The sequence below is a fragment of the Streptomyces sp. NPDC096105 genome, from assembly GCF_044763335.1.
In the GTDB taxonomy this organism is placed as follows: domain Bacteria; phylum Actinomycetota; class Actinomycetes; order Streptomycetales; family Streptomycetaceae; genus Streptomyces.
The window spans coordinates 243,500-255,584 of the sequence record NZ_JBIWGC010000006.1 but is presented as its reverse complement, the minus strand read 5'-3'; the positions used below and the strand labels follow the sequence as shown (position 1 = coordinate 255,584).

At 68.0% G+C, this 12,085-nt stretch carries 11 protein-coding genes and 1 pseudogene; 8 read left to right on the top strand and 4 right to left on the bottom strand.

Annotation, left to right across the window (positions count from 1 at the left end; genetic code table 11):
• Nucleotides 1-130: 130 nt before the first annotated feature.
• Nucleotides 131-250, top strand: a pseudogene (locus ACIQ8B_RS12990) (N-acetyltransferase); the annotation flags it as partial.
• Between the two features lie 24 nt (nt 251-274).
• On the opposite strand, the gene ACIQ8B_RS12985 reads toward ACIQ8B_RS12990, so the two are convergent.
• Nucleotides 275-475: a DUF397 domain-containing protein gene (locus ACIQ8B_RS12985; protein WP_403546714.1), complete on the bottom strand. Its 201-nt coding sequence runs from the start codon at nt 473-475 to the stop codon at nt 275-277.
• Nucleotides 475-1,320, bottom strand: a complete 846-nt coding sequence (locus tag ACIQ8B_RS12980; RefSeq protein ID WP_365416044.1) for a helix-turn-helix transcriptional regulator — start codon at nt 1,318-1,320, stop codon at nt 475-477. The genes ACIQ8B_RS12985 and ACIQ8B_RS12980 overlap by 1 nt, the downstream gene beginning before the upstream one ends.
• A gap of 201 nt (nt 1,321-1,521) precedes the next feature.
• On the opposite strand from ACIQ8B_RS12980, the gene ACIQ8B_RS12975 reads away from it, so the two are divergent.
• Nucleotides 1,522-2,181, top strand: a complete 660-nt coding sequence (locus ACIQ8B_RS12975; RefSeq protein WP_403546713.1) for an ATP-binding protein — start codon at nt 1,522-1,524, stop codon at nt 2,179-2,181.
• Between the two features lie 3 nt (nt 2,182-2,184).
• On the opposite strand, the gene ACIQ8B_RS12970 is transcribed toward ACIQ8B_RS12975, so the two are convergent.
• Entirely contained in the window at nt 2,185-5,340 is a 3,156-nt protein-coding gene (locus ACIQ8B_RS12970) for a DUF3427 domain-containing protein (protein WP_403546712.1), read from the bottom strand.
• 162 nt (nt 5,341-5,502) lie between these two features.
• Between ACIQ8B_RS12970 and ACIQ8B_RS12965 the strand changes: the two genes are divergently transcribed.
• From ACIQ8B_RS12965 to ACIQ8B_RS12955, 3 genes are all read left to right on the top strand, one after another.
• On the top strand, nt 5,503-6,486 hold the full coding sequence (locus tag ACIQ8B_RS12965; RefSeq protein WP_403546711.1) for a YDG/SRA domain-containing protein: 984 nt from the start codon (nt 5,503-5,505) through the stop codon (nt 6,484-6,486).
• 47 nt (nt 6,487-6,533) lie between these two features.
• A complete protein-coding gene (locus ACIQ8B_RS12960) occupies nt 6,534-6,896 on the top strand; it encodes an iron chaperone (protein ID WP_403546710.1) in 363 nt (120 codons plus the stop codon).
• 328 nt (nt 6,897-7,224) lie between these two features.
• Nucleotides 7,225-8,058 carry an alpha/beta fold hydrolase gene (locus ACIQ8B_RS12955; protein WP_403546709.1) on the top strand — a complete coding sequence of 278 codons (834 nt, stop codon included), beginning with the start codon at nt 7,225-7,227 and terminating at the stop codon, nt 8,056-8,058.
• An 88-nt stretch (nt 8,059-8,146) separates the two neighbouring features.
• On the opposite strand, the gene ACIQ8B_RS12950 is transcribed toward ACIQ8B_RS12955, so the two are convergent.
• Nucleotides 8,147-9,157, bottom strand: a complete 1,011-nt coding sequence (locus ACIQ8B_RS12950) for an SEC-C metal-binding domain-containing protein (RefSeq protein WP_403546708.1) — start codon at nt 9,155-9,157, stop codon at nt 8,147-8,149.
• 334 nt (nt 9,158-9,491) lie between these two features.
• Between ACIQ8B_RS12950 and ACIQ8B_RS12945 the strand changes: the two genes are divergently transcribed.
• From ACIQ8B_RS12945 to ACIQ8B_RS12935, 3 genes are all read left to right on the top strand, one after another.
• Entirely contained in the window at nt 9,492-9,851 is a 360-nt protein-coding gene (locus ACIQ8B_RS12945; RefSeq protein WP_403546707.1) for a DUF6412 domain-containing protein, read from the top strand.
• Between the two features lie 147 nt (nt 9,852-9,998).
• A complete protein-coding gene (locus ACIQ8B_RS12940) occupies nt 9,999-10,730 on the top strand; it encodes a YidC/Oxa1 family membrane protein insertase (RefSeq protein ID WP_403546706.1) in 732 nt (243 codons plus the stop codon).
• A gap of 418 nt (nt 10,731-11,148) precedes the next feature.
• Nucleotides 11,149-11,874 (top strand): trypsin-like serine protease, encoded by a 726-nt coding sequence (locus tag ACIQ8B_RS12935; protein ID WP_290006877.1) that lies wholly within the window; start codon nt 11,149-11,151, stop codon nt 11,872-11,874.
• Nucleotides 11,875-12,085 lie beyond the last annotated feature (211 nt).

The window sequence follows — 12,085 nt, the reverse complement described above, 5'->3', positions numbered from 1 at the left end:
CCGGCAGCAACTCCTCACAGACCGCACCACCCGAGGGCGGCGCGCACGACGGTCGGTTCCACGAGCGCGTCCAGGTCGCGAAGACGTCGACACCGCGTGTACGGGAGGGCTCGACCGCGTCTTTTTCCCGATCCACGCCGCCGAACGCAACGGCTTCGTCCGCGAGGGAGTGCTCCGCTCCTCGGCGTGGGTGCTGGGGAAGGTCGTGGGCGAGGTGGTGTTGGGGCTGTCGGCGGGGGAGGGGGCGTAGTTCGTCACCTGGCCCGCACGGCCCTTACGCGCTCGGGGTGCCCTGCCTCAAGGAGCGTATGAACATGCACCAAGGTTCAGTTCCGACGCGAACTACCGGCCCTCCAACCCACTTTGAGTCACGTATCAGTGTGCCCGTCTCGACGTGTGCGCATTGGACGCACTCCGTGCCACTGCCGCCGCTGTAGGACGAGGTGATCCACGTGAGCTGGGACAGTGCCGTCATCAGGTCTCCTTGCTGATCCGGTCGATGAGATCGGTGGAGGACTCGAAGTCGAGTGCCTGGGCGCTGAGGTACTCGAACGCCAACTTATAACGCTCGAGTTCTTCGGGCTTCTCCATAAACAGCCCACCACCGAGGAGATCCACGTACACCACGTCGAGTTCGGGCGCCTGTCCGCGCAGCACTGCGAAGCTTCCTACTGCCGCGGCGTGCGCGCCCCGGTCGAACGGCAAGACCTGCACGGTGATGCGCGACCGCTCGGCCATCGACAACAGGTGCTTCAGCTGCTCACGCATCACCTCACGGCCGCCCACCCGTCGCCGTAGCGCAGCCTCATCGATCACAGCCCAGAGGTGCGGCGGGTCTTGGCGCTCCAGCAGCTCCTGGCGCTTCATGCGGATGTCGACCATGTGCTGCACTTCGCGCTCCTCGCACTGCACCTCCGAAGCTCTGTGCACGGCTTCCGCGTACGCGCGTGTCTGGAGCAACCCCGGAACGTACATGCAGGCGTAGTGATCCTCACGCACTACCTCGTCTTCGAGGGTGAGCATGAGGTTCATGGACTCAGGGATCGGGTCGGCGAGGGAACGCCACCAGCCCTGAATCCGGGCACCTTTGGCCAGCTCGACAAGGGCCAGGCGCTCCTCATCCGTCGCTCCGTACTCCCGGCACAGCGCGTCAACGGCCGGCCACTTGACCACGCCTTCCTTGGTCTCATAGCGGCTCAGGGTCGCCTTCGAGATGCCCACGCGTGCTCCCGCTTCCTCCAGCGTCAAGCCCGCCATTTCACGGAGTCGGCGGAGGTCGGCGCCCAGCTGACGCCGTCGAGTGGTGGGTCCAACTGGCATGGCACAAGCCCTTCGTGCGAGTTGATCGATCCTTGCCTCCCCGCGTTCGCCACGGCAAGGCGGTGTGCGCCGGGGGCGCGTAAGACACCTCGCGCCCCATCAAGCTCTCAGTGAGAGTTTCATTTTGAGAGTTTCAGTGCAACTCTACGTATGGGGTCGCATTCGAAGCGTCACCATCGTGGCTTACGTAGGAGGAGAAGCGTGGACAAAGCAATTCAGATCCCCTTGTGGCGGTTTCAGTTCCTTGCCGAGCCCGAGGAGATCTCGACGCTGCGGTCGGACGTGCGAGCTCGACTCCATGACTGGGGTGTGCGGGAGGTCATCGACTCGGCTCAGCTATGTGTGAGCGAACTCGTGGCGAACGTGATCACCCACTTGGGTCGTGGAACCCCCGTCAGCCTCACTCTCTTCCTGAGTCGTGCTCGTTTGCGCATTGAGGTGCGGGACCCGGACACACGCGTGCTTCCCACGCTCGTGGAAGCGACCGAGGACGCCGAGAGCGGGCGAGGTCTGACTTTGATCGACGCCTTGTCGGATCGCTGGGGCGTCGAGCTGGAGCAGGACAGTAAGGTCACCTGGTGCGAAATCGTCGCCGCTCCGGTGACGCCACAAGGTGGCGGCGTAGGCAGCACACGCGTGGCGCGAGCAGAACAGATGCTCAGCTCCTACAGTGACGGACGGCTGCCCAGTGGGTCGCGACACAGCCGGATCGGTGCTCTGGCGACGGAGGCGGCGGCCGTCGACCTCATCTCCGACCTCCTGCACTGGCTGAGGGCTCACGGCCATGACGCGGACGACATCTTGGACCGCGCCCAGACGCATTTCGAAGCCGAACTGGGCGCAGCCCCCGGTCCTTCATAAAGCTCAGCCCGCTGCCACCGCCTGGGCGTACGACAGCACGTCCGCCGGGAGGGTGTGCTCCAACTTCCAAGTGATCGCCATCGGCTTACTGCCCTCGTGTCGCTCGTACTCGGCGCGGCCCAGCAGCATCCACGGCTGTGGGCCTCCTATGTCGGTGCTCTTGTAGCGGCGGACGAAGAGCAGTACCTGACTGCCCTGGCTGGCATGGCGCTGGTACCTCAAGCCGGTGGCGGACGACTCCGAGGTCCTGTTCTGGGACTCCCAGTGGAAGCGCGTATCGCTCAACGCAAAGTCGCGATAGCGGGTCTGAGGAGAGAAGTCCTTCTCGTCCTTTTCCAGAGTGACGAACAGTGCATCCGTCGCGATCGACTCACACCACAGCACGCCTTCGCGGAAGTCCCCGGGCACGGAGCCCCCAACATCGGCCTGACCAAGAGCAGGAAGGATCTCTTCGCGGCTGTAGGAAGCATGCACGGTCAGCGGAATGGGGCGGTCGCGGGCTACCCCGAGCAGCGGGATGGGGACGTGCTCCGTGTGAGCGAGGTTGTGGGTCAGCACCTGGCGCAACTCACTGCGGAAAGCTCGCTGCTTACGGAGGACTGCGAAGCCGGCGTCGTAGCTCGAGAATCCCTTCCGGGTGATTCCGCCCAGCGGCCAGAGCTGGAAGAAGAGCATGCGGGCGTAAGCCTGTGTCTGCTCATCGAGGTCGCTGTAAGGAGCCGCGTCGTCTTCGAGGAGACGGGTGTACGCCTGCACGCGGAGCGGATCGTCGACGTGGAGGAAGGCGGGAACTCGCTTGAGTAGTGCAGCCTCCCCTTCGGGAGCTTCCTCATCTAGCAAGCCTGACCGGCGAAGGAGCCCGGTCCAGGAGTTTCCCGTTCCTCGGTACACCTCCTTGATGTCTCGGCCGCTCTCCTCCAGGTACCGACCGAGAAGTGGCTCACGATAGTCCGCCACTTCGCGCGTCAGCGTTTTCACATTGACGTTGAGTTGTTCCTTGATGTTGGCGATGATCGTGCGCTTCGCCTTTTCTTCGAGCATGATTTCGCAGCCAGAGGGCAGCTTCGGAAAGTCATGTTCGATGTGGTGCAGCAGTCGCTTCCGCGTGAAGTTGGTCAGGGCGCGGAACTGGTTCTCGAAGCGGAACTCCCGGCGGTGCTGACCGATGAAGTCCAAGACTGTCAACACGGCCTTGTTGTCGGATCGACGCAATCCCCGCCCCAATTGTTGCAGGAAGACGGTCGAACTTGAGGTGGGGCGAAGGAGCAATAGCGTATCGACGTCAGGGATATCGACACCCTCATTGAAGAGGTCAACGGAGAAGATCACTTGCAGCGCCCCGGATCGCAGATCGGCCAGCGCCTGCCGTCGTTGTTCAGGTGAGGTTTCTCCGGATACCGCAACGGCTTGGAACCCTGCGGCGCGGAAGGACTCCGCCATGAAGTGCGCATGGGCCACAGAGACACAGAACCCCAGGGCGCGCATACGGCTCGGGTCAGCGACCTTCTCCTCGACGGCCTTAACGATGAGGGCCGCGCGTGTCTTGTTGCCCGTGAGAACGTTGCTGAGGGAGCTCATGTCGTACGCCCCGCGCTTCCACTCCACGGAGCTGAGGTCGGTGGTGTCGCTGATGCCGAAGTAGTGGAAGGGGCTCAGAAGCTTGTTGTCGAGGGCTTCCCACAGGCGCATCTCTGCGGCGATACGTCCGTCGAAGAACTCGTCCTGGACGTTCTTGCCATCCATGCGCTCGGGTGTAGCGGTGAGACCCAATAGCTCCATCGGCTTGAAGTGATCGATGATCTTCCGGTAGGTCGGTGAGGTTCCATGGTGGAACTCATCGATCGCGATGACATCGAAATGTGCTGGATCGAGGCGATCCAGTGTCTGTGGATTAAGTGACTGGACACTGGCGAAGACGTGTGTCCAACGTTCCGGAATCTCGCCGCTATACAGCAATTCCCCGAAGTTCGCGTCCAGCAGAATCTCCTGGTAGGTGCGAAGGGACTGCTGAAGGATCTCCTTACGATGCGCCACGAAGAGGAGGCGCAGGTCGCGTTCGTGCTCGTGGCGCAGTTGCTTGTAGTCCAACGCAGCCATGACGGTCTTGCCCGTGCCCGTCGCCGCGACCAAGAGGTTGCGGTGCACTTTGTGGACCTCTCGCTCCACATTGAGGCGTTCCAACATGTCCCGCTGATAGGGATACGGCCGTACTTCTAGGCCAGCTAGCGTGATGGCCTTTCCCGTCGCCGGTGCACCGCCAGCGACGGCGAGTGCGTCACGGAGACGAGGGCCGTCGGCGTCCGGGTCATAGGTTTCGAAGGAGGGGTCGTTCCAGTAGGACTCGAAGGTCGCCTCGAACTTTCGCATGACCTCTGGAGTGGCCACGGAGGACAAGCGCACGTTCCACTCCAAGCCGTCGAGGAGGGCGGCCTTCGAGAGGTTCGAACTTCCGACGTACGCGGTGTCATAGCCACTGTCCCGACGGAAGAGCCATGCCTTGGCGTGCAAACGCGTTGACTGTGTCTCGTAATTGACCTTCACGTCGGCTCGGAAGTCTTGAACCAGTCGGTCCAACGCTCGCCGCTCCGTGGCACCGATGTATGTCGTGGTCAGGACTCGGATGGGCACGCCTCGCTCAGCGGCAGCCCGTAAAGATCGCTCGATGACCCGAATCCCATGCCACTTGACGAAAGCACACAGAAGGTCGACGCGATCCGCCGTGACGAGCTCAGCGCGCAGTTCGAAGCCGAGACTCGGGTCCTCGGGCGCGTTGGTGAGGAGTGCGGCGTCGGAGAGTGGAATGCCGGGGCGTACGGCGAACACTCCGGGCGCCTCTTGGCGCGTGATCGCTAGGAGTTGCTGAGGGCCGTCAGCGATGAGGTCCACCCACTGCTGGGCACCCTTCAGGGTGCTCACGGACTCCAAGATGTGGTTGGCGGCGTGCACCCGCTCCTCCGCGGGCAGGTTCTGCAGGACACGGTGCACGGTGCGTGCGATGTGCCGAGCTAGCACGTGAGGGACCGACTCAGCGCCGACATCTCCTCGCAGCGGATACCAGCCAAGCTGGGCCAACTCGTGCAGTTGCTGCTCAAAGCGGAGCGTGATCAGTTGCTCGTAAATGCCTGCGGCGGGTTGGGACAGATCCTCCAGCTCAGACACGCATGCTCCTTTGATCACGGCTGGGTAGCTGGACCTATGTGTAACAGAGAGCTCTGACAGCCGGAGCTGTTGATGGCCGAAATGATGTGTCAAATGATCTCAACTTGACGGCAGAGATCGAAAGTTCGACAAAAACGATCACTCACGTTTCAGCATGGGTGGATGGCAATCGAACGCGTCATCGGACACATCGAGGGCGTGCCCGTGGGCACGGTGTTCCATCGCCGGAAGCAGGTGCAGGAGGCTCGGCTGCATCGGACGAATCAGCGTGGCATCTCCTGGCTGCTGGACAAGGACGGCAGCAGGGTCAGCGATGCGATAGTCCTGCACGGCGGCTACGTGGACGACGAAGACGAGTGGGACCGCATTCAGTACACCGGCGCCTCGGAGGGGAAGGACAAGGACTCGAGCGGTCGGCTGCTGCGCAGTCAGTCCTGGACCTACACGGACAACGCTGCGTTGCTTCTCAGCTTCGAGCGGGGCTACCCGATCCGAGTGATCCGCGGTTACGAGGGTGATCCCCGTTACTCCCCGTCCAACTCCTACCGCTACGACGGCCTGTACGAGATCACAGAGGTGCGCACCGCGATCTCTAAGTACCCAGCTCCGGATGGGTCGCCGATCAACATCTGCCAATTCGACCTGCGGCGCCTTCCTGAGCAGGACCAGGTGCAGACGGATCTCGAGCGGCACGTGGTGGAGGTGCTGGACGAACTAGGCGACGAGCAGCAGCACGAGGAGAGGTTCCCGCGTGCGCGGAGCATGCGGGTACGCCGCCTGATCCGCGATACGGCTGCCGCGCAACGGATCAAACAACTCTATGGCGGAGAGTGCCAGCTGTGCGGTCTCCGCTTGCTGGGGCCCGACGGCAGGCCCTACTGCGAGGGCGCGCACATACGCCCCTTGGGGAAGCCTCACCACGGGCCCGACGTAGAGCCCAATATCCTCTGCCTCTGTCCCAACTGTCATGTGCGCCTCGACATGGGCGCCGTCACTTTGGATGACGAGGGAAACGTGACCCCGCGGGCGCCTCTGGTGGGAGTCAGCTTGCTGCCGAAACTCGCGGTGCGAGAAGGGCACCACGTTCATCGCGCCTACCTCGGGTACCACCGCCGGTACTGGGAGAGGCGGGGAGGAACTAGATAGCTCGGGCTTCCAGGCGCAACACCCCCGGCCCGGCATAAGCTCCCTCCGTGGTGCAAAGCAGCACCCCCGACGCGGACGCGTACCTCACCGAGGTCCCCGGTGGCCGCGAGGTCGTCCTGGTGCGGCTGCGTGAGTTGTGCCGGGTCGAGCTCCGGGGTTTCATGGAGGTCATGGCCTACGGCATGCCCGCGTACGAGCGGGGCGGTGTCGCCGAGGTCGCCTTCGCGAGTCAGAAGCAGTACATCTCCCTCTACATCATGCGCGGCGACGTCCGGGCCGCCTTCGCCGAGCGGCCGGCCGGCCAGGACGCGGGCAAGGGGTGTCCACGGTTCCGCAAGCCGGACGGTGTCGACCTCGACCTCGTGCGGGACCTGCTGCGGGCCGCCGCCGCGCCGGGGCCGGTCTGCTGACCTCGGGCAGGAACCCGCCGCTCGGCTTCGCCTCCATGGGGCGAGGCCGGCTGCACCCTCCGACATAGGCCGATCTCCGCCCGGCGGGGGACGTCCGGCCCCCGGTGCGGCGGATGAAATGGAGGCAGCGCGCCGAGGCGGCGCGCCCGAGTGCCGGACCCCACGCACGCCGCAGGGGGTGACCCGCTGTCCACCTCACCCCCGGCGCCGCAACGGAAGCATGTCGTCCATTTAAATTGCGTACAATCTAGTTGCGCGCAATCAAATGGCGCGCTACCTTCTACATCAGTGCTCAGCGCACACCAGACCTCAGAGAGGGGCAGTCACCATGCCGTTCATCACCGTCGGCCAGGAGAACAGCACCACCATCGACCTGTACTACGAGGACCACGGCACCGGGCAGCCGGTCGTGCTGATCCACGGGTACCCGCTCGACGGTCACTCCTGGGAGAAGCAGACCGCCGCCCTGCTCGCCGCCGGCTACCGGGTCATCACCTACGACCGGCGCGGGTTCGGGCAGTCCAGCCAGCCCACCACCGGCTACGACTACGACACCTTCGCCGCCGACCTGAACACCGTCATGGAGACCCTGGACCTGCGCGACGCGGTCCTCGTCGGGTTCTCCATGGGCACCGGCGAGGTCGGTCGGTACCTCGGCACCTACGGGTCGGAGCGCGTCGCGAAGGCCGCCTTCCTCGCCTCGCTCGAGCCGTACCTGCTCAAGACGGACGACAACCCCGAGGGCGTCGACGCCGCCGTCTTCGAGGGGATCGAGAAGGCCGTCACCGCGGACCGGTACGCCTACTTCACCGCGTTCTACCAGGACTTCTACAACCTGGACGAGAACCTCGGCACCCGCATCAGCGAAGAGGCCCTGCGCAACAGCTGGAACGTCGCCGCCGGATCCTCCCCGTACGCGTCCGTCGCCGCCGTCGCCACCTGGACCACCGACTTCCGGGCCGACGTGGCCAAGGTCGACGTCCCGGCGCTGATCCTGCACGGCACCGCCGACCGGATCCTGCCCATCGAGTCCACCGGCGAGCCCTTCCACCGGGCCCTGCCCCAGGCCGAGTACGTCGTGATCGAGGGCGCCCCGCACGGCCTGCTGTGGACCCACGCCCAGGAGGTCACCGACGCCCTCCTCGCCTTCCTGGCCAAGTGAGCCGGCCCCACCGGCAAACAGTGCGCCCGGCCGCCGGAGGTATCGGTGGCCGGGCGCATCCGCGCGCACGCGTCAAGGCGCCGCAGCGCTACACCCCGTGACACTCCCCGTACGCCCGCCCCGACCCGCACCAGCACGCCTCCGTGCGCTCCGGCGGCCACGCCACCGCACGCCCCCGCGCCGCCAGCGTGGTCGCGTACTGCGGGAGGAGCGACGCGTCCGACGGGGACGCCAGCTCGGACGCGGCGAACGCCTCGTACGACGGGACCGTGCCCCGCACGATGCCCAGGTTGGGCGTGCCGGAGGCGGCCAGTTCGCGCAGGGCCGCCTCTATCGTCTCCAGGTGCGTCTCGTAGGACGGGTACTCCTCCGCGAGCTCCGGGTACGCCTCCGTCAGCTCCGCCAGCTCGTCGGCCGGCCAGTGCAGCACCGCCACCGGGAAGGGACGGGACAGCGCCTCCCGGTACGCGCCCAGTTCGGCGCGCAGGCGCAGGATCTCCGCCTCCAGCTCCTCCGGGTTCTCCGAGCCCAGCGACCACACGCGCTTGGGGTCGTGCAGCTCGTCCAGGCCGATGGGGAGCCGGTGCGCGGTGTCCGCGAGCGCGTCCCACTCGTCGTGCGGCGCGCCCAGCATCCTGCGCACGCGGTGGCGGCCGAAGAGCAGCGGGTGCGTGGCGCGCGGCGGCTCCGTCACGCCGGTCAGCAGCAGACGCACCGCCTCGGTGAACGTCTCGTGCGCCTGCTCCAGTTCGTCGTGCGCCTCCAGCGCCTCCGCGGCGATCACCCAGGGGGCGGGGTCGCGCGGGGACGCCGTGCGGATGCCGTCGATGATCGCGCGGGCCTCCGCCTCGTGGCCGTACTCCCACAGGTTGGACGCCTTCAGGGCGCGGACCAGGTGCGGCTTGTCCAGGTCGGTGTCCGAGGCCAGCAGGCGGTCGTAGAGGGCCGTCGCGGCCGGGCGGTCGCCGGCCAGCTCCCGGTGGGCGGCGGCCCGCAGCAGCAGGGCTTCGGCGTCCTCGGGGTAGCGGTCGGCGGTCCGCTCCAGACGGGCGGCCTCGTTGATGTGGTCGACGTTTTCGGCAGGCGTGTCGGAGCGCATGGGGGACACCGTACTGCCGACGGGTGACAGAGGAGAGGGACCGAAGTCCTCCGGACACGTGCGGTGACCGCCCCGCCCGCGGAACCGTCGGGGAACCGTGGGGGCCGTCCCGGACGTCGACGTGGTGCCGGGACCGGGACGTGGAGGGGGCTCGGCCGGGACTCGTCCGGCATCCGGCCGACCCGGTCGGCCGGGCGCTGCTCCGGCCCGAGCGGCCGCCGGCAGGCCGTGGGGGCGGATCCCCTGTGACGCCCGCCCGACGGCGGAGCCTGGCACAATGCGGTGCACGACGCACCACGGGACGGAGAGGGGGACACGGCCCATGACACGGCCCATGACGCGGCACACGACCGCAGGCCGGCCGGCCGCGTGCCCCGTGCGCACCCTCCTCGCCGTGCTCTTCCCGCTGCTCCAGATCGCCCTGCTGCTGACCCCGGCCCCCGACGGCGGACTCTCCCTGGTCCACGTCACGCTCGCCGCGACCGCCGCGGCCGGGGCCGCCCTCACCGTGTGCGCCGTGATCGCCGCCCGCAGCGCGCCCGCCGTGCCGCCCACCCGGGTGCGGACGGCCCTGCGCGACCGCGACCGGCGCACCGCCTTCCTGCCCCAGCGAGATCCCGACGCCAAGGGCCGCACCCGGCCCCGAGCGCCCGGTCACGCCCTCCCGGCGACCGCCGCGCAGGGCACCTCGTAGGGCGCCTCGCAGGGAACTTCCTCCAAGCGTCCCTCCGTTCCGCACGCCGCCCCGCGCGCGGGTCGTCATGCCGACCTTCCCGAACCCGTCCCGGCCGTCCGTCGCGCCGGGACCCCCGGCACGACGAGACCCCCGGAGGGCTCACCCATGTCCGTCTTCGCCAGCCTGGTCGAGCACCTCGCCGACCTGCTCCGCCCCCTGTTCGGCCTGTCCGCCGCGGCCGCCGCGATCATCGTGTTCACCGCCCTCGTACGCCTCCTCGTCCACCCCCTGTCCCGGGCCGCCGCGCGCGGACAGAAGGCACGGGCCGCGCTCCAGCCGCGGATCGCCGAACTGCGCCGCAAGCACGGCAAGAACCCCGAGAAGCTCCAGAAGGCCGTGCTGGAACTGCACGCAGAGGAGAAGGTGTCCCCGCTGTCCGGCTGCCTGCCCAGCCTGCTCCAGCTCCCCGCGTTCTTCCTGCTGTACCACCTCTTCTCCAGCGGCACGATCGGCGGCGAGCCCAACGACCTGCTCACCCACCGGCTGCTCGACGCGCCCCTCGGCGGACGGTGGGCGGACGCCCTCGGCGACGGCGGCCCGTTCGGCGGGGCGGGCCTGGTGTACCTCGGCCTCTTCGCCGTCGTCGCGGTCGTCGCGTACGCCAGTTACCGGCTCTCCCGCCGGATGATGGACGCCTCCGCGGCGACGGCGGGCGCGGGAGCGGGCGCGGATCCGCAGGCGCCGGGCCTCGCCGCCATGGGCGGGGTGATGCGGGTGATGCCGTTCATGTCCTTCCTCACGCTGGTCACCGTCGCCGTCGTGCCCCTCGCCGCCGCCTTGTACGTGGTGACCTCCACGACGTGGAGCGTGGTCGAGCGGGCCGTCCTGTACCGGTGACGGCGGGCGCCCGCCCCGCGCGCGGCGGGTCCAGCCGTCCCCGGGCCGAAGCCGGAAGGCGGGGCGGACGTCCGGGCCGTCGTCGGCGTCCCCGGGACACCGGCTGCCCGCCCCTCCATCGCCGGCAGGCGCTCGGTCCGCAGGATCTCCTGGGCGGCTCCCCGCCGTCGGAGTGCCGTCGCACGGTCTTTCAGGGCAGGGAGGAGACTCCGCCCAGGTCGGGGCGGGTATAGCGCCGCGTTATCGCCAACCGTTAGTACCCCGTTGGACGAATCTTCGGGAACCTGTGCCGTACCCCACACCGAACTCCTGTGTCACGGGCAGGAGTTCGGGTGGGGTGCGGCCCCGTGTTCCTCGCCGGGCCGCGTCCCCCACAGCTGAGCACGCACCCCCTGCGTGCCCGTCGAATCGAGGAACCTTGCGCATAACCCGGCTCGTTCCCGCGCTCGCCGCCGCCGCGGTCACCGTCCTCGCACTCCTCAGCCCCACCGCCGCCGCGGCCGAGGCCCCGGCGCCGCCCCCGATCACCAAGGCGCCGCAGCCCATCATCGGCGGCGGTCAGGCCTCCAGCGGTCCCTGGGCCGCGCGGCTGTTCTCCAACGGCCGTGAGACCTGCTCGGCCACCATCATCGCGCCGACCTGGATCCTCACCGCCAAGCACTGTGTCACCGGCGGCGGCCTGTCCTTCCGCATCGGCAGCCTGGACCAGCACAGCGGCGGCACCGTCGCCAACGGCGTCCAGACCTACACCCACGGCTCGGACCTCGCGCTCGTCCGCCTCGACCGCTCCGTGTCCGCGACCTACGCCCGCCTCGGCCAGCCGGGCACCGTCCGCGTCGGCCAGAACGTCCAGGTGTACGGCTGGGGCGCCACCTCCCGGTGCGGCTCCGAGGCCAACTGCCAGTCCCGGTACCTGAAGGTCGCCAACGTCACCGTCACCGGCGGCTGCTCGGACGCCTACGGCGGCTCCGCGATCTGCGCCCGCCGCGGCGACGGCATCACCGCCGGCGGCGACTCCGGCGGCCCGATGATGGCGGACGGCGTCCAGGTGGGCGTCGCCTCGACCAGCGACCGCCAGACGACCACGGCGTACACCAACGTGACGGCGTACCGCTCCTGGATCCAGTCGGTGGCGGGCGTCTGAGGTCTGGATCCCGTCGGTCACGGGCGGCCGGCCGGCCGCCCCGGCCCGCCGTCCGCACACACGGTCCCCGGCCCGGCGCACGTGTCGCTCCGCCTCCCCGGGCCGGGGACGCGCCACGGGCCCCGGCCCCCCACCGCTCGCGCCGTGGTGGGGGGCCGGGGCCCGTGACCCCGGACGACGTACCGGCGAGTCCCCGGGTGCGTCATGCCGG

Bases quoted from the DNA above. Each gene is read 5' to 3' on its own strand.
- ACIQ8B_RS12965 (WP_403546711.1), top strand. From the start codon at position 5,503: ATGGCAATCGAACGCGTCATCGGACACATCGAGGGCGTGCCCGTGGGC.
- ACIQ8B_RS12980 (WP_365416044.1), bottom strand. From the start codon at position 1,320: ATGCCAGTTGGACCCACCACTCGACGGCGTCAGCTGGGCGCCGACCTC.
- ACIQ8B_RS12955 (WP_403546709.1), top strand. From the start codon at position 7,225: ATGCCGTTCATCACCGTCGGCCAGGAGAACAGCACCACCATCGACCTG.
- ACIQ8B_RS12950 (WP_403546708.1), bottom strand. From the start codon at position 9,157: ATGCGCTCCGACACGCCTGCCGAAAACGTCGACCACATCAACGAGGCC.
- ACIQ8B_RS12940 (WP_403546706.1), top strand. From the start codon at position 9,999: ATGTCCGTCTTCGCCAGCCTGGTCGAGCACCTCGCCGACCTGCTCCGC.
- ACIQ8B_RS12985 (WP_403546714.1), bottom strand. From the start codon at position 475: ATGACGGCACTGTCCCAGCTCACGTGGATCACCTCGTCCTACAGCGGC.
- ACIQ8B_RS12945 (WP_403546707.1), top strand. From the start codon at position 9,492: ATGACGCGGCACACGACCGCAGGCCGGCCGGCCGCGTGCCCCGTGCGC.